The organism is Pseudomonas sp. JAI120 (assembly GCF_014207255.1).
GTDB lineage: Bacteria > Pseudomonadota > Gammaproteobacteria > Pseudomonadales > Pseudomonadaceae > Aquipseudomonas.
On the sequence record NZ_JACHCZ010000009.1, the window covers coordinates 20,012 to 38,985 of the forward strand.

The 18,974-nt window shown below is 59.7% G+C and carries 16 protein-coding genes; 10 read left to right on the forward strand and 6 right to left on the reverse strand.

Annotated features, from left to right (window positions below; genetic code table 11):
- On the forward strand, positions 1–309 hold the full coding sequence (locus HDC32_RS30120; RefSeq protein ID WP_167656655.1) for an RcnB family protein: 309 nt from the start codon (positions 1–3) through the stop codon (positions 307–309).
- Between the two features lie 76 nt (positions 310–385).
- Positions 386–1,579 carry an MFS transporter gene (locus HDC32_RS30125; protein ID WP_131699980.1) on the forward strand — a complete coding sequence of 398 codons (1,194 nt, stop codon included), beginning with the start codon at positions 386–388 and terminating at the stop codon, positions 1,577–1,579.
- Here HDC32_RS30125 and HDC32_RS30130 read toward each other — a convergent pair.
- From HDC32_RS30130 to HDC32_RS30150, 5 genes are all read right to left on the reverse strand, one after another.
- A complete protein-coding gene (locus HDC32_RS30130) occupies positions 1,542–1,814 on the reverse strand; it encodes a DUF1652 domain-containing protein (protein ID WP_184746480.1) in 273 nt (90 codons plus the stop codon). The two genes, HDC32_RS30125 and HDC32_RS30130, sit on opposite strands and share 38 nt — an antisense overlap.
- A gap of 132 nt (positions 1,815–1,946) precedes the next feature.
- Positions 1,947–3,443, reverse strand: a complete 1,497-nt coding sequence (locus tag HDC32_RS30135) for a PAS domain S-box protein (protein WP_184746482.1) — start codon at positions 3,441–3,443, stop codon at positions 1,947–1,949.
- Between the two features lie 292 nt (positions 3,444–3,735).
- Complete coding sequence (locus tag HDC32_RS30140; protein ID WP_184746484.1) at positions 3,736–4,905, reverse strand: hypothetical protein; 1,170 nt, start codon at positions 4,903–4,905, stop codon at positions 3,736–3,738.
- Positions 4,906–4,919: 14 nt separating this feature from the next.
- A complete protein-coding gene (locus HDC32_RS30145) occupies positions 4,920–5,807 on the reverse strand; it encodes a nitrilase family protein (protein ID WP_184746486.1) in 888 nt (295 codons plus the stop codon).
- A gap of 250 nt (positions 5,808–6,057) precedes the next feature.
- Entirely contained in the window at positions 6,058–6,303 is a 246-nt protein-coding gene (locus HDC32_RS30150) for a DUF6124 family protein (protein ID WP_184746488.1), read from the reverse strand.
- Positions 6,304–6,701: 398 nt separating this feature from the next.
- Between HDC32_RS30150 and HDC32_RS30155 the strand changes: the two genes are divergently transcribed.
- From HDC32_RS30155 to HDC32_RS30190, 8 genes are all read left to right on the forward strand, one after another.
- Positions 6,702–7,046, forward strand: coding sequence for an FKBP-type peptidyl-prolyl cis-trans isomerase (locus tag HDC32_RS30155; RefSeq protein WP_065926228.1), 345 nt, complete (start codon positions 6,702–6,704; stop codon positions 7,044–7,046).
- A gap of 24 nt (positions 7,047–7,070) precedes the next feature.
- Entirely contained in the window at positions 7,071–7,508 is a 438-nt protein-coding gene (locus tag HDC32_RS30160) for a T6SS immunity protein Tdi1 domain-containing protein (protein WP_184746490.1), read from the forward strand.
- A gap of 22 nt (positions 7,509–7,530) precedes the next feature.
- Positions 7,531–8,133: a GNAT family N-acetyltransferase gene (locus HDC32_RS30165; RefSeq protein WP_145337115.1), complete on the forward strand. Its 603-nt coding sequence runs from the start codon at positions 7,531–7,533 to the stop codon at positions 8,131–8,133.
- Between the two features lie 514 nt (positions 8,134–8,647).
- On the forward strand, positions 8,648–11,353 hold the full coding sequence (mgtA, locus tag HDC32_RS30170) for a magnesium-translocating P-type ATPase (protein WP_167655032.1): 2,706 nt from the start codon (positions 8,648–8,650) through the stop codon (positions 11,351–11,353).
- A 16-nt stretch (positions 11,354–11,369) separates the two neighbouring features.
- The gene (locus HDC32_RS30175; RefSeq protein ID WP_131699973.1) at positions 11,370–12,086 is read left to right on the forward strand and encodes an MgtC/SapB family protein; all 717 of its coding nucleotides are present in this window, start codon (positions 11,370–11,372) and stop codon (positions 12,084–12,086) included.
- 268 nt (positions 12,087–12,354) lie between these two features.
- Positions 12,355–12,984: a response regulator transcription factor gene (locus tag HDC32_RS30180; protein ID WP_131698893.1), complete on the forward strand. Its 630-nt coding sequence runs from the start codon at positions 12,355–12,357 to the stop codon at positions 12,982–12,984.
- Position 12,985: 1 nt separating this feature from the next.
- A complete protein-coding gene (locus HDC32_RS30185) occupies positions 12,986–16,600 on the forward strand; it encodes a transporter substrate-binding domain-containing protein (protein ID WP_184746492.1) in 3,615 nt (1,204 codons plus the stop codon).
- Between the two features lie 134 nt (positions 16,601–16,734).
- On the forward strand, positions 16,735–17,157 hold the full coding sequence (locus HDC32_RS30190; protein ID WP_131698891.1) for a chemotaxis protein CheY: 423 nt from the start codon (positions 16,735–16,737) through the stop codon (positions 17,155–17,157).
- A gap of 164 nt (positions 17,158–17,321) precedes the next feature.
- On the opposite strand, the gene HDC32_RS30195 is transcribed toward HDC32_RS30190, so the two are convergent.
- Positions 17,322–18,398 carry a 3-deoxy-7-phosphoheptulonate synthase gene (locus HDC32_RS30195; protein WP_167655030.1) on the reverse strand — a complete coding sequence of 359 codons (1,077 nt, stop codon included), beginning with the start codon at positions 18,396–18,398 and terminating at the stop codon, positions 17,322–17,324.
- Between the last annotated feature and the right edge of the window lie 576 nt (positions 18,399–18,974).

The window sequence follows — 18,974 nt, forward strand, 5'->3', positions numbered from 1 at the left end:
ATGAAGTCCAAAACCCTAGCCGCCTGTGTCCTGGCCGCCGCCAGCCTGTCCACCGCCAGTTTTGCCGTGCAGGCCGGCGATACCCCCCAGGAAACCGTGCAGCCTTCGAACATCAATACCCGTGATTTGAAAGAAGGCGACCGTGCCCCGGACATCCTGATGCGCGAGGAGTCGGCGGTCAGCGACTGGAAGAAACGCGGTCTCAAGCAGCCTGAAGCCGACAGCCAGTGGGCCCGTGTGGGCGATAAGTTCGTGCTGCTCAAAACCACCAACGGCACCATCCTGGAGATCACGCCCGTCAAGAAATGACCCGCGTTTTTTTTCGGCTCTTGCGTTAAGGTAACCGGCCATCAAGACCGTGTTACCTTCAAAGAAAGAGAGCAGGATGCTTGCCACAATAAGAAACTACCCCCGCGCCGTGAACCTGTTGTTGTCCGCCACGTTGCTGCTGACGCTGGCCAAGGCCATTACCTTTCCTTACCTGGTGATCTACCTCACCCGCCACTTTGCCCTCGACATCACCCAGGTTGGGCTGGTGATCGGCAGCTCGTTGATCGTCGGCTCGCTGCTCAGCGTGTATGGCGGTTTTCTGGTCGACCGCATCAACAGTTATCGGTTGTTGCTGGGGTTGAGCGTGCTGTTTGGGCTGGGGTTTATCGGTACGGTGTTGGCGCAGAACATCTGGGCGTTCTACAGCTGTCTGATCCTGATCAACCTGGCCTACGCGGTCATCGATATTGCGGTAAAGGCCGGTTTTGCCAGCTTGCTGCCGGAGGATGCGCGCAGCGAAGTGTTTTCCATCAAGTACACACTGACCAATATCGGCTATGCCGCGGGGCCGTTCTTTGGGGCGATGGTGGCCAAGCTGGACATCAGCCTGCCGTTCATCTTGTCGGCGCTGTTGGGGGCGGGGTTTTTCCTGCTGTACTGGCGTTGGGGCGATCGCACCCTGGCGACCGTCGATGTCACGCAAAAGCCGGTGCCGTTCCTGGCCGTTGGTCGCGTGCTGCTGCGTGACCATCGCCTGGTGTGCTTCACCCTCGGGGGTGTGCTCAGCGCCGTGGTGTTCGGCCAGTTCACCGCCTACCTCTCGCAGTACCTGGTCACCACCACCAGTGCTGAATACACCTACACCGTTATCAGCGCCGTGCTCACCACCAACGCCGTGCTGGTGATCGCCTTGCAGTACGTGATTGGCCGACGTATTTCCCACCGCTACCTCAGCCAATGGCTGATCGCAGGCCTGGGCATGTTCATGTTGGGCTTGATCGGTTTTGCACTGTCCACCAACGTGCTGTGGTGGGTGCTGGCGATGGCGGTATTTACCGTGGGGGAAATCATCGTGTTCCCGGCCGAATACATGTTTATCGACCGGATCGCCCCGGACCACTTACGCGGCATGTATTACGGGGCGCAGAACCTGTCCAACCTGGGGGCTGCGCTGGGGCCGGTGTTGTGCGGGCTGGTGCTGGCCAGCCTGCCGGCCCACTACATGTTCTACATGTTAGGCGCGTTCATCGTCGCGGGCGGGGTGTTCTATTTCATTGGTTCGTCGTTGAAGGCGCGTCTTCCCGCGTGACGTTGCCCATGTTGTTGCTTTGCAGTTCGTAGCGCAGTTCTTCCACCATCTTTTCCACGTCTTGCGGGGTCTGCAGCCGGTTGGTGCTGATCCCCGTCACCACCAGGTCCACCCGGCCGGTGTCGGCGTCGTAGACCTTGAGGGTCAGCGACGCATCCCGGCACAGGGTGAACTCGCATGTCAGCGGCGCGAGGCCTTCTTCGATGCAATTTCGCAGTTGAGAGAGTGTAAACATGTGGGTTCCTTCAAGGTGTCGTTTTTACGACGGCACAGGTTAAAAGCCCTGTACTCACACCCTGAAGGTTAGGGATTGCGACTGCGCTGGATAAGGCGAATTCGCACTAACTGTACTAGTGCATTTGCACTTTTATCGGCTTTTCTTAACCCGCAGTTCACCGGCAAACAGTCCGCGTTCACGAGCCCAGACGATCGCTGCGCTACGGCTATGCACCCCCAGTTTCGAGTACACCGTAGCCACATGGTTACGCACGGTATTGGGCGCCAATTTCAGGCGTGAGGCGATCTCCTTGTCGGCCAGGCCCTCGCAGATCAGACCGAGTACATCACGCTCACGGGCGGTCAGGTCGGTGAAGGCCACGTTCGGCAGGTTGGGGCTGTTGACGCTCTTGGCATTGGCCAGTTTCTCGATCAGGGTCTGGCTGAACCAGGACGCGTCCTGCATCACTTCCTCGATGGCCGCCACCAACTCCAGTTCCGAGCGCTTGCGTTCGGTGATGTTCATCATCACCAGCAGATAGCAGGGCACATCTTGAATGATGACCGTGTCGGCCGAGACCACGCAGTCGATGACCTCGTTGCCTTTCTTGCGCACCCTGAGGTCCTGGCCATCGAGGTTGCCGGCTTTCTCCAGGGTGGCGAACAACTGGGCGGCTGTCTCCTGGCTGTCAATGAAGTTGATGTCTTCGGTGGATTTACCGATCAGCTCTTCACTGGTGTACCCGGTCATGGCCATGAATGCTTCGTTGACATCCACCACCTGCCGATTGTCGGCGCTGCACACCAATGTGGGCACCGGCGTCAGGCGAAACGACTTGGCGAAGCGCTCTTCACTCTGGCGCAGAGCGATTTCGGCCTTGCGGCGTGGCTCCAGGTCGGTGAAGGAAAACAGCATGCAGTCTTCTTCGTTCATGTCCAGCGGCTGGCCGGCGACAATCACCAGTTTGCTGCCGCCTCCGGGCAGTTTCAGCTCGGCCTGCATCTGCGGGATGGTCGCGCCTTCACCGAGGCGCTGAACGGCCAGGTCCCTGCGCTCGGCATGCTCCAGCACGTCCAGCTCATACACTGAGCGGCCGATCACCTGGTCACGGTTGTAGCCGGTCATCTCCAGGAAGCCCTGGTTCACTTTGATATAGCGCAGGTCGCTGAGGCGGCAGATCACCGCCGGCGCCGGGTTGGCGTTGAAGGTTTTTTCGAAGCGCTGTTCGGCGCTGGCCCATTCGGTGGCGTCGCTGAGGATCAGCACCAGCAATTCAGGCGTGCCATGGGAGTCGCTGATGACCAGGCTGCGCAGGCGATGCACCCAGGTTTTTTCTTCATCGGAGGTGGGCATGACCTCCACCACCACGTCGCTGAATTCATCGCCTGCCGCCGCGCGGGCGAGGGGGTAATTCTCCAGGGGCAAGGGATGATTATTGCGATAGCGCAGGGCGAAGCGTTCGGCGTATTCCCGGGTATTGCTGCCCAGTGCCGCGACCTCATTCACCCCGTGCATGGTCAGCGCGGCTTCATTGGCCCAGAGGATGGTCTGGTCGACCTCGGCCAGGATTATCCCGTCGGACAGCCCGGAGATGATCTGCTGCAGTTGGCGGCGGTTGGTTTCTTTGGCAAGGACATCCTGGGTCATGATTTCTCCGGGTTTCAGGCGCATGGAAGTACGACAGCCCGGTGTCAGGATAGTGCGGAGCAATTGGCCGGCATGGGGTGCGAATGCATCAGATGGCGTAGTGCATTTGTGCGAGGACGAGGAGCTGAAGCCACAGGCCGAGCAGGGATCCCGTGAGGTGACGCCCAAGCAGCTGTCGCGTGCGGCGTTGAGTTTCTTTGTGGGTCGAGTGGCGCTGACGATGCGTCGGGTAACGTTGGCTTGATCGGTTGATGTGTTCAAAGGTGGTTAGGGGGGGCCCTAACCACACCTTTCAAGTTGCCAGCCAACCTATGATCGGCACAATCATCAACGTACTCAAGGCCATTGAAACTACATTGCCAATGTATGGATGAAAATGGGCAGGCAGTCTCGCTGCAATTGCACAGGCCAACGGCGGTGCGACCAGTGCGCCCAGCAATGCACTTGAAGTCACCACCATCCAACTGCCACCGTGGGTCAACACCGCTGCCGGTACCACAGATACCAACGGTACATAGGTGGGATACCAACCCCGCTTTATCCATTGATGGCGCCAGATCACTACGCCAAAAGCCGACGTCAGTGCCTGCGCTCCTACCATGTGCAAAAGCAGGCCGGAGCCATAAGCCGGGCTCATGGGGTTGAGGGCATAGGCAAGTAACACGCCTGCCAACAGTCCGAGACTGGCCAACTCATTTCCAAAAAAGGGGGCTTCGGAAAAGTCCGCCAGCACTCGGCGCAGGCTCCAGAACACTCCGTAACTGGGCGGGGTAACAGGTATCGGTCGGTCTGGAGCGATAGCGTCCGAACGCACCAGCGAGGGCACCCGACGACACAGTGCAAATGCGATGACGCTTCCGATAGCCATGCCCAGCACATTACCGACCACGGCTGGTAAACCCAGTGGCACACACACCAGATTGACGATCAACAAGCACAATGGAGTAACCAGCAATGCTCCCAGCACTGCACCATTGAGGGCGACCTTCCAACCGCTGCCAAACATGAGCACTATCGCTGCTGGCAATGAAACAAACGCCGCAAACGTAGGCTGCCAGGTTTCGGCGGTAACGCTCCAACCCCACAGCAGGTTGCTCAGCAACAGCCCGATCAACGAACTGGTCACCACCCAAGGCCATAATCCGGTGCCATAGCAAATGGAAAAGCCCTGCCAGGCTTTGCCGCGCTTGCTCGCCCACCAAGCCAGATAGGCACCACTCAATAGGCCCAGTGACGCGAGTTCATGCTTGTAGAAGGCAACTTCGCTGATATCTCCCACTACCCACCGCAACCAGGCGGCGGGGTGGGGTAGGGCCGTCACCATCTCACTGTATCCTGGCCACGAACCCCGATGACTGGCTACAACCCATACCGCGAGCAAGGCTGCGACCAGTCCCAGTGCAACCACTGTGATATCCACCCGTGAGCAGATCGGTGTTTTCTTGGTAAATAACCTTTCCATAATGTGCCCTCCTCTCAGCGAGGCAGGGCAGGGTGTTGGGAATACCCGAGCATCTGATCATAAAGATCATTGCGGCGGTCCCGCTGCAGATCATTGAGGCTGTTCCAGATCGGCGCGCTGCGGGCGCTGGTGATGTCAATGTCGGCGAACAGGATCTCCTGGCGATTGGCCGAAGCCACGGCACCGATTGGCCAGCCATTTGTCCCCGCAATTAGGGAGCAGCCTAGATAGCGGGCGTCTCGCTCTTCACCAATGCGGCTCGCGGCCGCGATAAATACGTTGTTCACATGTGCAGCTGTCATCGTCAGGTACGACGCCATGCACTTTCCTGCCTCATCGAACAACGGTGGGGGTGTCCACACCCAATTGTTCAAGCTGCAAATGATATCGGCGCCTTGCTGGCTCAAAATGCGCGGCACCTCCGGGAACCAGATGTCCCAGCAGATCAGCAGGCCGATACGACCGATCGGCGTTTCAAACACTGGAAAGCCAGTATCCCCCGGCGTGAACCAAAGCTTTTCCAAGTTCCATAAATGGGCTTTGCGGTATTTGCCTATGAACCCGTTGGGCCCCAGCAACACGGCTGTGTTGAACAACTGCATACCATCGATTTCGCTAAGACCGGCGACCAGATACACCTGATGCTTGCAGGCAAAGTCGATCCATTCCCGCACACTCGGTCCGTTCGGCACTGCCTCTGCATGATCAAACGCGTCCTGGCGGCTGCTGAAGAAATAGCCGCAGTTGGAAAGCTCCGGCAGCACGATCAGATTGGCGCCGCCGTTTACTGCTTCAGTCGCCAGTAGAAGACTTTGACGCAGGTTGTCGCTTCGGTTGGCTATACCGACCTGTGGGTTGAACTGAATGACGGCGACGCGGGCAGGGCTTGTTGGTTCGTTCATGGGGGTGACCTCTTATTGTTATGCAACCAGGGTTGGTTGGATGTTTATAAGAGGTGACGAGATGTTCGAAGAGAAGTCGGACGGTTCCTGCTGCGTTGTAGTTAAGTTCTCTAACGCTGCGTTAGCTGTTTGTGCTGAAACACCATGCCGAGCAGTGGGGCCCTTAGGTTAGAGAGGTCGTTGCTAAGCAATGGGCTGCTGCGCAGCCCAGCGGGAGCAAGCCCCCTCGCCACAGAGACCCACTGTGCTTTTAGCGTGGCTGCACACACTCCAGTGACCGGTCAACCATCACACTGGCCATGTCCACCAGGTGCATGACCGACAGCACCTGCGTGCGTGAAGGGCCGTCCAGTTGATCCCCCGCCGTCTGTGCGGCAACGGCGGCGCAACGTAGCACACTGCTGGCGTGGGCCAGGGCGTCTTCGAAGCTGAGGTCTGGGGTGGTGGTGAAGAATTGCAGTGCTGGGGCGGGTGGGGCGGGGACGAGTTTGTCCATGGGTTCAACTCCTAATCTAAATTGGAATGTCACCACCATCGCTACCAAACGATGTTTAGGGTGGTGACCGTACGCAGATTGGTAGACCGGTGATTAGGACCCGGTGCACCCGAAGGTGCCCTGCGCACGGCCACCATAACGCAGGGCCGAAAAAAAGCGCCTTGCAGAAGGGGGCGCTTAGCGCCTAATCACTCGTGGTCTACCAAACCCCGAGTCACTGAATTGGCAGTGACCGCCGAAGACTAGCCACGTGATTTGAGCGGCGCAAGCGCTTGGGATTCTCTCGGAAACGTCCTGCAAGTTAAAGGGAAATGTCACGGCTGCGACTGTTCCTACACTTGCCAAACCCCACCGATTCTGGGAAAACCCCAGCCTTTACGCCTTCAACGAGAACTACCATGAGCCCCGACGAACTCCAGATCACCGACACTCGCCCAGGCACCGGCAAAGCCGTGGTCAAGGGCGCGCTGATCACCACCCAATACACCGGCACCCTGGAAGACGGTACGGTCTTCGATTCGTCCTGGGAGCGGGGCAAGCCGTTCCAGTGTGTGATCGGCACCGGGCGGGTGATCAAGGGCTGGGACCAGGGATTGATGGGCATGCAGGTCGGCGGGGTGCGCAGGTTGTTTGTGCCGGCGCACCTGGCCTATGGCGAACGGTCTATGGGCGCGCATATCAAGCCCAACAGCAATCTGCGCTTTGAGATTGAGTTGTTGGAAGTGCTGACGCGGGATGATTGAGTCGTTTCGACGCAAGGAGGCTGCATGAACATACTTCACGCAATACGCGACAGCTGGGGTTGGGCGGGCATTGACCCTGTTGAGGTCGTAGGCGCTACGGCGTTTGGCAATTTGATGGTCGAGGACGAACAGGGTAGCTACTGGCGAGTGTGCCCCGAGGCACTTTCCTGCGAAGTGATCGCCCAGACCCGTGAAGCCTTGGAGGAGGTCTCCAGGGATCAGGCCTTTCTGCACGACTGGTACCTGCAATCGATGGTGGATCAGGCCGAGGAGATGCTGGGGCCGTTAGCGCAGGGCAAGGTTTACCATTTCGTTATTTCGCCGGTGCTGGGCGGCGAGTACGCCATCGACAATGTGCGTCAACTTGATCATATCGAGCAGCTTCGGTTCTGCGGTGATCTGGCGCGTGAGATCAAGGATTTGCCCGACGGCGCGCAAGTGAAACTCAAGATTATGGATTAGTCGCTTGTAAGGACAGCCCCTCATGGATGTGGATTGCATGACTCAACTTCCTCTGAACACCTTCCCCGATATTCGAGTCGTGGCGCTTACCCTGGCTGACGAAGTTGAGCTACAGCAGTTTTTTGAGCACGCGCCGGATTACTTCATCGCGGTCAACGGCGAGCCTGCCACGCTGACCGAAGCGTGCGACGAATTGCAGGTGCAATTGCCGGCGGGGTGGGCGTGCAGTCGGATGCACTGGCTGGGTTATCGCGGTACGGACGAGACGCTGGTCGCCGTGGTGAATATCGCGGCGGATCTGCTGGCTGATGGGGTGTGGCATATCGGTTTGCTGCTGGTCGATTCGCGCTGGCATGGCACCGGGCTTGCCCAGCAGCTGCATTCAGACCTTGAACGTTGGGCGTTGGAAAATGGCGCCCAGTGGCTGCGGCTGTCGGTGGTGGTCGGCAATACCAAAGCCGAACGCTTCTGGCCCAAGCTTGGGTATGTATCCGTGCGCACGCGGGACGGGATCACGATGGGGCGGCAGGTGAACAGGGTGTCGATTCAGGTTAAGGCGTTGGCGGGTGGACAGGTTAAGGATTACCTGGCGTTGGTTGAGCGGGATCGACCCTGTACACCGTAAGTGTGGGAGGCCCCGCTCACCACAGGAATGCGCTCGACTGAAATGGCTTACCCTCCTTTGATCTTCGCCAGGTTCAGGATGACCGCTTCCTGAACCCTCCCTGAAGAATCTTCTTATTCACCATATGGAAACTTTCCTACGGTTTACTCTCCTTAAATCGGGGCGTAAGCTTCGCGCGTTTTCATCAATAGCGGAGACCCTCAGTGGGTACTTGTTCGAGTGACAGTTGTCGGCCGGTCTCGGTAACCGGCACATACTTGGCAAGATAACGCGCATTTTTTCGATGCCGTTGTCTCGCCACCTAGCGAGAAGCGGCATCCCGGCAGCGGCCAGTCCTGGCTGTTGTCCGATCCCTCTCATCGACGCTGACCAGCACCCGGTTAACCTCGGGATGCTACGGACGCGCCTGCCTTTTACGGCGGGCGGGCCGGGCTGACTGTGCCTATGAAACGGGCGCGGTGGGACAGGCGGTACCTGCACGACGGTTTTTTTCCTCGCGCAGGAGTAACACACCATGAACCTCACTCTGTTGAAAGAGTTCTTCGCCGGCTTTCTGCGGACCCGGCATATCGCCCGGCATTTCCGTCGCCTGGCGATGCTCGAAACCGTGACCGATGCCAGCGTCAGCCGCGAAGTGCCGCCCACTCTGGCGCAAACCCTGGTGGTCGCGGCCAATAGCAGTGCCGTGCAATTGCTCGGCACGTTGGGCAGCCATACCGAGGGCTTGAACAGCCTGGAAGCCGACGCCCTGCGCGTGCAATACGGCCTCAATGAAGTCGAGCACGAGCAGCCGCTGCCGTGGTGGGTGCACCTGTGGCACTGCTATAAAAATCCGTTCAACCTGCTGCTGACCTTGCTGGCGGTGATTTCCTGGCTGACCGAAGACATGAAAGCCGCCACGGTGATTTTCTCCATGGTGGTGCTCTCGACCCTGCTGCGCTTCTGGCAGGAGGCCAAGTCCAACAAGGCCGCCGATGCCTTGAAAGCCATGGTGAGCAACACCGCCACGGTACTGCGCCGGGATGATGCCAAGCGCGTCGAATTGCCGATCAAACAGCTGGTGCCAGGTGACCTGATCGTGCTCTCGGCCGGTGACATGATCCCCGCCGACTGCCGCGTGCTCAGTGCCAAGGACCTGTTCGTCAGCCAGGCGGCGATGACCGGTGAGTCGATGCCGGTGGAGAAGTTCGCCCAGCAGCAGGACGCCAGCACCCGCAACCCGCTGGACCTGGAGAACATCCTGTTCATGGGCACGAACGTGGTGTCCGGCGCCGCGACGGCGGTGATTTTGACCACCGGTAACAGCACCTATTTCGGTGCGCTGGCCCAACGTGTGACTGCCACCGACCGTGCAACCACCTCGTTCCAGCAGGGCGTCAACAAGGTCAGCTGGCTGCTGATCCGCTTTATGTTCGTGATGGCGCCGCTGGTGTTGTTCATCAACGGTTTCACCAAGGGCGACTGGACCGAAGCGCTGCTGTTCGCGCTGTCGATTGCCGTGGGCCTGACCCCGGAAATGCTGCCGATGATTGTCACATCCACGCTGGCCAAGGGCGCGGTATTCCTGTCGCGCAAGAAGGTTATCGTCAAGCGCCTGGATGCGATCCAGAACTTTGGCGCGATGGATGTGCTGTGCACCGACAAGACCGGCACCCTGACCCAGGACCGGATTTTCCTGGCGCGTCACGTGGACGTGTGGGGCGAAGAGTCTGACGATGTGCTGGAGATGGCTTACCTCAACAGCTACTACCAGACCGGCCTGAAAAACCTGCTGGATGTGGCGGTGCTGGAGCATGTGGAGGTGCATCGCGAGCTGAAGGTCGGCACCGCGTTCCAGAAGATCGATGAGATCCCGTTCGACTTCAACCGCCGTCGCATGTCGGTGGTGGTGGCGGAGCAGGGCCAACCGCATTTGCTGATCTGCAAAGGCGCGGTGGAGGAGATCCTCTCGGTGTGCAACAGCGTGCGCCATGGCGAGGTCAACGAAGCGCTGACCGACGACTTGCTGGCGCGCATTCGCCAGGTCACTGCCGCGTTCAACGAAGAAGGCCTGCGGGTGGTGGCGGTGGCCGCGCAACCCATGATGCCGGGGCGCGATACCTACAGCCTGGCGGATGAAAACAACCTCACGCTGATCGGCTACGTCGCCTTCCTCGATCCACCCAAGGAAAGCACCGCGCCCGCTCTCAAGGCGCTGAAAGCCCATGGTGTGGCGGTCAAGGTGCTGACCGGCGACAACGAGCTGGTCACCGCCAAAATCTGCCGCGAAGTGGGCCTGGAGCAACAGGGCCTGTTGATGGGCAACGACATCGAGGACATGACCGACGCCGAGCTGGCCAAGGCCGTGGAAACCACCAATGTGTTCGCCCGCCTGACGCCAAGCCACAAGGAGCGCATCGTGCGTTTGCTCAAGGCCAACGGGCATGTGGTGGGCTTTATGGGCGACGGCATCAATGACGCGCCGGCGCTGCGTACGGCCGACATTGGTATCTCGGTGGACAGCGCGGTGGACATCGCCAAGGAAGCCGCCGATATCATCCTGTTGGAAAAGAGCCTGATGATCCTGGAGGAGGGCGTGCTGGAGGGCCGGCGCACCTTCGCCAATATGCTCAAGTACATCAAGATGACGGCCAGCTCCAACTTCGGCAACGTGTTCTCGGTGTTGGTGGCCAGTGCGTTTATCCCGTTCCTGCCAATGCTGCCGATGCACCTGCTGGTGCAAAACCTGCTGTATGACATTTCGCAGATCGCGATCCCGTTCGATAACGTCGACGAGGACATGCTCGCCAAGCCACAACGCTGGCAGCCGGGGGACGTGGGGCGGTTCATGCTGTTTTTCGGGCCGATCAGTTCGATCTTCGACATCACCACGTTCGCACTCATGTGGTACGTCTTCGATGCCAATACGCCTGACCACCAGACCCTGTTCCAGTCCGGCTGGTTCGTGGTGGGCCTGCTGACCCAGACGTTGATCGTACACATGATCCGCACCCCGAAAATCCCCTTCCTGCAAAGTCGCGCGGCGATGCCGTTGATGGTGATGACCGGCGTGATCATGGCCGTGGGGATCTTCCTGCCTATGGGGCCGCTGGCGCATTACTTCAAATTGCAGGCGCTGCCGTCGCTGTACTTTGTGTTCCTGCCGGTGATCCTGCTGGCGTACATGGCGCTGACCCAGGCGGTGAAGGGCTACTACATCCGTAAATTTGGCTGGCAATGAACAGGGACGGTTTCCCATGCAAGCAATCAACAACATCAACCTCAACGCCCTGATCGACACCCTGGTCAGCCTTACCGCCGCGTTTATCCTCGGTGGCCTGATCGGCTTCGAACGCCAGTACCGCCAACGCACGGCGGGCCTGCGCACCAACGTACTGGTGGCGGTGGGGGCGGCGATTTTTGTCGACATGGCCAACCGCCTCGGCGGTGCGGAAGGCGCGGTGCGGGTGGTGGCGTATGTGGTGTCGGGCATCGGCTTTCTGGGGGCCGGTGTGATCATGCGCGAGGAAGGCAATGTGCGCGGTCTCAACACCGCCGCCACGCTCTGGGCGTCGGCGGCGGTGGGGGCATGCGCGGGGGCCGACCTGGTCCTCGAAGCGTTGCTGGGCACGCTGTTTGTGCTGGCGGCCAATACGCTGCTGCGGCCCATCGTCAATAACATCAACCGCCAACCGCTGGATGTGGTGTCGGCGGAGGTCACCAACATCCTCTATGTGATTGCCCGGCGTACCCAGCAAACCGCGGTATTGGCGTTGCTGGAAGCTGAACTGGCGCGCTGTAACTACCCGGCCAGCGATGTCGATGTACGACCGTTCGGCGCCGAGGAGGTTGAAATCGAAGCCACACTGGCAGTGACCTCGGTAGATGGTGACGAGTTGGACGCCCTGGTGGCGCGAATTTCCAGGTCGACCCTGGTGGTACAGGCCTTCTGGAGCCCCAGCACCACCGAGTAGCTCCTGGAGGACTCTGAGGAAAGGTCCTACATTTAGTCGAGATTATCCCTTCATTGGAAAAAGCACGCGGTTGCTAAGGTTGCGCGCTTGCGCCTGTTCAGGAATCAAGGCGTGGCTGCACATGTTTACTGTGTTTTGCAAAAGGAGGGGCCTTACTGCCTGAGGTGTTGTACGGAGTATTCAGTACCGCTTGTCGGAACTGTTACTTTTCACAGGTAGTGAGGTCTCGCGTGATATGTAAGCGTACTGATCTTCCCAGGGGAGTCTTATGAGCAACAAAGCTTTAATCGTGGATGATCACCCTTTTATACGCGCCACCGTGAAGTATCTGTTGAAGCAGGAAGGCTTCGATACCATCTACGAAGCGGGTAATGGCGCTGACGCCATGCAGATTGCTCGCGAAGAACGTCCGGACCTGGTCGTTCTCGACCTGGCGATGCCCAAGCTCGGTGGGTTGGAGGTGATCAGCCGGATCAAGGCGCTGGAGTTGCCCTGCAGGATCCTGGTGCTGACCTCGTATCTGGCGGTGTTCTTTTCCACTCGTTGCATGCGCGCCGGGGCGATGGGGTTTGTCGCCAAGACCGGTGAACTGGATGAGCTGCAAAAGGCGATCAGGGCGATCAGGTCCGGCTACAGTTGCTTCCCCAGCCTGCCCACCAGTTCGGTGCGTCGCGACGACCTGCAATCGACCGAGCAGGAGTTGGTGGGGGCGCTATCCGATCGCGAATTGACCGTCCTGCAAAAGCTGGCCCTGGGCCTGGGCAACAAGGAAATTGCCGAGGACATGCTGTTGAGCCACAAGACCATCAGCACCTACAAGACGCGGCTCAAGGAGAAGTTGAGTATGTCGTCGGTGGTGCATCTGTCCAAGTTTGCCCAGCGCAATCATCTGATCTGAAATGATCACCTCCCGGCGGGTGAAATGCGCGGCCATCCTGCTGATGGGGCTGTTGCCCTGGGTGGTGATGGCCTTGGAGGAACCGCACGATCTGAAACTTCTGGGCCACTCCACCCTTGAGAACCCTTCCCTGGTATTGGACGAAGCCGACTGGCGCTGGTTGCGCGAGCGCCGCACGCTGTCGATGGGGGTGTCGGCTCCCGACTACGCGCCCTTTGACCTGAGCAACAACGAGGAGCTTGAAGGCATCACGGCAGATTATGCGGCGTTGGTCGCCCAGGCGCTGAATATCACGATCGACGTGAAGCGCTATGACACCCGCGATGAGGTAATCGATGCCCTCAAGGCCGGCGCAGTGGATTTTGTGGGGTCGGCCAATGGGTTTGAGGCAGCCGACCCGAAGCTGGTGCTGTCCCGTTCCTACGCCAATGACCAACCCGCGCTGGTGACGCGCGCAGGGGAGAACCATGCGCTGAAGGCTGACCTTGCGGGCAAGCGCGTGGCGATGCTCTATCACTACATGCAGCCCGAGGCTGTCCAGGCCTTTTACCCCGATGCGCAATTGCTCTTGTTTGCCTCGACCTTCGAAGCCATTGGTGCCGTTGCGTTCGGCCAGGCGGATGTGTACCTGGGTGACGCCATCAGCACCCGCTACCTGATCAACAAGAACCATCTTAATAACGTGCGTATGGCGAATTTTTCCGCGTTGGAGGTCAACCCGTTCGGGTTCGCATTCGCCAAGGACAATACCCGCCTGTTGGGCATCATCAATACCGCGCTGGCCGCCGTTCCGGCCAACCAGCAGATGGAAATCCTGCGCCGTTGGAGTGCCGGCGGCAGCGGATTTCTGGAGGCCGAGCAACTGCGTTTGAGCGAACGTGAGCAGCGCTGGCTGGAGAAGCACCCACGAGTGAAAGTGGCGGTGCTCGACAAGTTTGTGCCGTTGTCTTTTTTCAACGAACACGCGCAATTCGAAGGGTTGAGCTCCGAGGTGCTGTCGCGCATCAGTTTGCGCACAGGCTTGAAATTTGATGTGGAGCGGGGCAGTTCGCTGCCTCAGCAAATTGACCAGGCCAGTGTCGGTCGCGTGGACATGCTGGCGGTCGTCACCCCAAGTGACGAGCGGTCAGAAAAAATCCGGTTTACCCGACCTTATTTGTCCAGCCCCTACGTATTGGTGGTACGCGCCGACGATGAGCATCTGGTGACCCTGGAAGATATGCCAGGCAAGCGCATGGCGATTATTCGCGGCAACAGCCTGGCCGCGCAAATCAGCCGGGACTACCCAAACATCGGGTTTGTCGATGTGGAGAACCCAGAGCAGGCCATGGAATTGGTGGCCAAGGGCAGCGTCGATGCGACGGCGGTTTCACTGATCAGCGCGCGCTACATGATCGCCCGCAATTACCGCAAGCGCCTGCGCATCACCAGCACCGTCGGGAGTGAGCCAGCTCGCATTACCTTCGGGGTCAACCGCAGCCAACTGGAGCTGTACTCGATCCTCGACAAGGCCTTGTTGAGCATTACCCCTGAAGAAATGGACGAGCTGACCAACCATTGGCGCAGCGAGATCATCATCGAAGACAACTATTGGATGCGTCACCGCAACATCATCCTCCAGGGGTTTGGCTTGGCCGCGCTGCTGCTGCTGGTCACGCTGGGATGGGTGTTCTACCTGCGTAGCCTGATTCGCAAGCGCGCCCAGGCCGAGCGTGCCTTGAGCGACCAGATGCGTTTTATGAGCGTGCTGATCGATGGCACGCCGCACCCGATCTATGTGCGCGATCGCCTGGGCCGCCTGATGGCCTGCAATAACGCCTACCTGGATGTGTTCGGCTTCAAGTTGGAAGACGTTATCGGTAAGACCGTGGTGGAAACCGACACGGGTAACCCGCCCCAGGCCCAGTCGTTCCATGCCGATTATTTGCGTTTGATGGAGTTGGGCGAGCCGCAGGTTCATGACCGTGTGCTCAAGGCGCCCGGCGGCGAGGTGTTGACCATCTACCAATGGATGCTCCCGTACCGTGATAGCAATGGCAACGTTGTGGGTATGATCGCCGGCTGGGTGGATGTCAGCGAGCGCCAGCGCTTGCTGGGGCAGTTGCAGGAAGCCAAGGACGAGGCCGACGCCGCAAACCGTGCCAAGACCACCTTCCTGGCGACCATGAGCCACGAGATTCGCACTCCCATGAATGCGGTGATCGGCATGATCGAACTGGCCCTGAAGAATGCCGAGCAGGGCGTGGCTGACCGCGATGCGCTGGAGGTTGCGTCGGTGGCGTCCCGGAGCATGCTGGAGTTGATCGGCGATATTCTCGACATTGCGCGAATCGAATCCGGCCACCTGTCCCTGAGCCTGGAACCGGCCAATCTGTACGAACTGCTGGCCTCAGTGGCTCGGGTGTTCGAGGGGCTGGCGCGGGACAAGGGCCTGGTGTTGCAGGTGGAGCTCGACCCATTGATCGATCGGCCGGTGCTGGTTGATCCGCTGCGCTTCAAGCAGGTGGTGTCCAATGTGTTGGGTAACGCGATCAAGTTCACCACCTCCGGCCAGGTGCGCCTGGGTGCCCGGGGGGCGCCGGTGTTGACCGACGACCAGTTGCACCTGCGGTTGTGGGTGGAGGACACGGGTATTGGCATCAGTGCCGAAGATCAGCAGCGTTTGTTCAACCCGTTTATTCAGGGCAGCAACAACGAACAGCCAGCGCGAAGCGGATCGGGCCTGGGGTTGGTGATCAGTCGTAACCTGTGCGAGATGATGGGCGGTCAATTGCACTTGAGCAGTGTGCTGGGTAAGGGCACGCGGGTGGATGTGACATTGACGCTGGCGCTGACAACGGCGGCGCCGGTCAGTGTCCCGGTCCCGCACATTCCGCCAGCACGCGGGTTGAACATTCTGGTGGTGGATGACTACCCGGCCAACCGCTTGTTACTGGCGCGACAGCTGAGTTTCCTGGGGCATCGCATCACTTTGGCCGAGGACGGCGCCCAAGGATTTTCACTGTGGCAGGTCGGGCATTTTGACGGCGTGATCACCGATTGCAATATGCCCTTCAAAGACGGTTACGCGTTGGCGCGTGATATTCGCGCACAGGAACGCCAGCGTGGGCTGGCGCCGTGCCTGATCCTCGGGTTCACCGCCAATGCCTTGTCGCAGGAAGCCGAACGCTGCCGGCAAGCAGGCATGGACGGTTGCCTGTTCAAGCCGACCGGGCTTGAGGACCTGCGCCTGGCCCTGGCATCACGGACCGCTGGTGCGCTAACGGATGAAGTGGAAGTGGCGTTTGATTTAAGTTCACTGATCGTGCTGACGCAGGGCGATAAGGATGCCCTCAACGAGCTGCTGACGCCGTTGCTCAGTAGCCTCGAAGAAGACCGTGCGCTGTTGCCGCGCCTGAAATCGCCGGCTGATTTCGCCAGGCTCCATGACCTGGCTCATCGCGTCAAAGGGGGCGCGCGCATGGTCAAGGCCCAGGTGTTGATCACGTGCTGCGAAACATTGGAGAGCGTGTGTGAGCGGCATGACAGCGATGCAGCGGGCGCTGCGGTAGAGGCGATGGACGTGGCCATCGAACAGTTGCATCACAGCTTGAGCCGCTACGGCAATCAGGCTTGACTGCGGGAGTTGGCCATTCGGTTGATTTGGGAGAACTCCTACACGAAGGGGGAACATGCCTGATTTTGTCTTCGGGATATGTCTGGACAATGGGCCTCGCTCACTGACGAGCGCTGCCTGCCCAGGGGTTTGCCATGCCGAACAAAGCACTGACCATCCTGATTGCTGATGAACAACACCTGCAACGGTTGTACATCGAAAAAATGCTCAATCAGTTGGGGTACCACCGGATCGTGCCGGTGCAAACCTTCGAAGAAATCCAGATTCTCACCGCCATCCCGGCCGAACCCTTCGACGTGCTGATCATCAATGCGGGACTGACGGCCCATGCCTGTGGGCCTCAGCCCCAGGTGCGCCATGTATTGGTCTACGATCACCTGGATATCGGCGCACCCCCCGGCGTAACGCCGGCGGTGCTGGTGCGGCTGCCCGGTGTGCCGGACAACGTCAATCTCGAACATTTCATGGACATCATCGACCCACCCGCGGCCACTGCCGGCCTGCGGGTGTTGCCGTGGCTGCGCGAGTTATCCCGCGCACCGGTGGCCGGGGCTTAGTCCCACTTCGGCGCAATACCCTTGGGGCTGGTCGAGCGCTGGCCCCGCTCCGAAACACCGTCGAATCCGAAAAGGACTCTTGACTGCACGTCACGAATGGCCAGTGTGCCGGACGCTGTCATGAGGCGCCGTACCTGCGGCAGCAGCGCCTTGATCGATCAGCCTTAAGCGCGCAGGCGCTCGGCAGCCGCACGCAACAACTGCTCGGTGGCGGTCCAGCCCAGGCAGCCATCTGTCACCGACACGCCGTATTTCATCGACGGGCTCAACGGCTGGCAGCCTTCGAACAAATGGCTTTCGAGCATCATGCCGATCAGCGAGGTGTCACCCTGCAAGCGTTGCTCCAGCACATCGTTGAACACCGCCGGTTGGCGCAACGGGTCCTTGCCGCTGTTGGCATGGCTGCAGTCGACCATGATCCGAGGGGTGACCTTGGACTTGGCCAGGTCGTGTCTTACCCGCGCCACGCTCTGCGCATCGTAGTTCGGTCCACGGTGACCGCCACGCAGTACCAGGTGGGTGTCGGGGTTGCCTGGGGTCTGGATGATTGCCGGGTGGCCTTGGCTGTCGACGCCGAAGTGGCGGTGTGGGTGGGACGCCGAGCGCATGGCGTCACAGGCAATCGCGACACCGCCATCGGTGCCGTTCTTGAAGCCCACGGGCATGCCCAGGCCGCTGGCCATCTCGCGGTGGATCTGCGACTCCGTGGTGCGCGCGCCAATCGCCACCCAACTGAGCAGGTCATCGAAGTAGCCGGCGGCCATGGGTTGCAGCAGCTCGGTGGCGACCGGCAGGCCCAGGCGCAGCATTTCGCGCATCAGCTCGCGGGACAGGGTCAGGCCGGCGGCCATGTCATCGCTGCCATCCAGGCGGGGGTCGTAGGCCAGGCCTTTCCAACCGACAGTCGTGCGTGGTTTTTCGACGTAGGCGCGGATGACCAGCAGCATCTGGTCGCTGACTTCCAGGGCCAGCTTCTTCAGGTTACGGGCGTATTCCATGGCCGACTCCGGGTCATGGATGGAGCACGGACCGACAATGACCAGCAAGCGTGAATCTTCGCCATTGAGGATGGCGCGCACGGCTTGGCGATGGGCGTGGATCTGCTCGTTGAGGAACGGGCTGAGGGGCAACTGGTGCTTGAGCTCAAGTGAGCTGGGCAGGCGCTGGGTCAGGGCTTCATTGGCGCTGGCCAGGGCGCTGTTCAAGGCAGAGAGGGGCAGGGCGGCGACGGAGGAGTTCATATTCAAGGCTTCCTGGGCAAGCGGCGGGCTATTCCCGCACGCTTGGCCTACTGGGGTGTTCGACAATTCGCCGTATCGGCTACGTGTGTTGGTTTGCCACCGATAGGTGACCGATCGGAGGCGGCAGGCTGTCCCGAGCGGAGCTTGCTAAATCGCCATGCAGTGCAGGTGTCGTAGCGGTAATAGGTGGTGTAGTTCATGTCGTGATTCCTTTAAGTGTTCTTGATCAAGCTGAAAAGTTTATGGAGACCTGAAAAAACAAAACCCCCGGTCGGGGAGCCGACCGGGGGTTAGATTTCTCTGGAAGGCGACCCCTTGAGTAGTGGGCGCCGATTTCAGGTATCAGGCGCGCCAGTGGCTAAACCAATACCCAAAATAAAAGCTGGCCAGTGCGCTCGAACCGTTCACACGGGTAGCCGACACCGAGCGCTGGGCGCTGGCAGCAGGGCAAACCTGAGTGTGGGTGAGTTGCAACATGGTGTGTCTCCAAATGTATGGGGGGAGCTTACTCGAGCCACGCAGGGAGATTCAATCAGTAATTTCTATTGCGGTGGGGGACTTACGGCTATGGGGTGA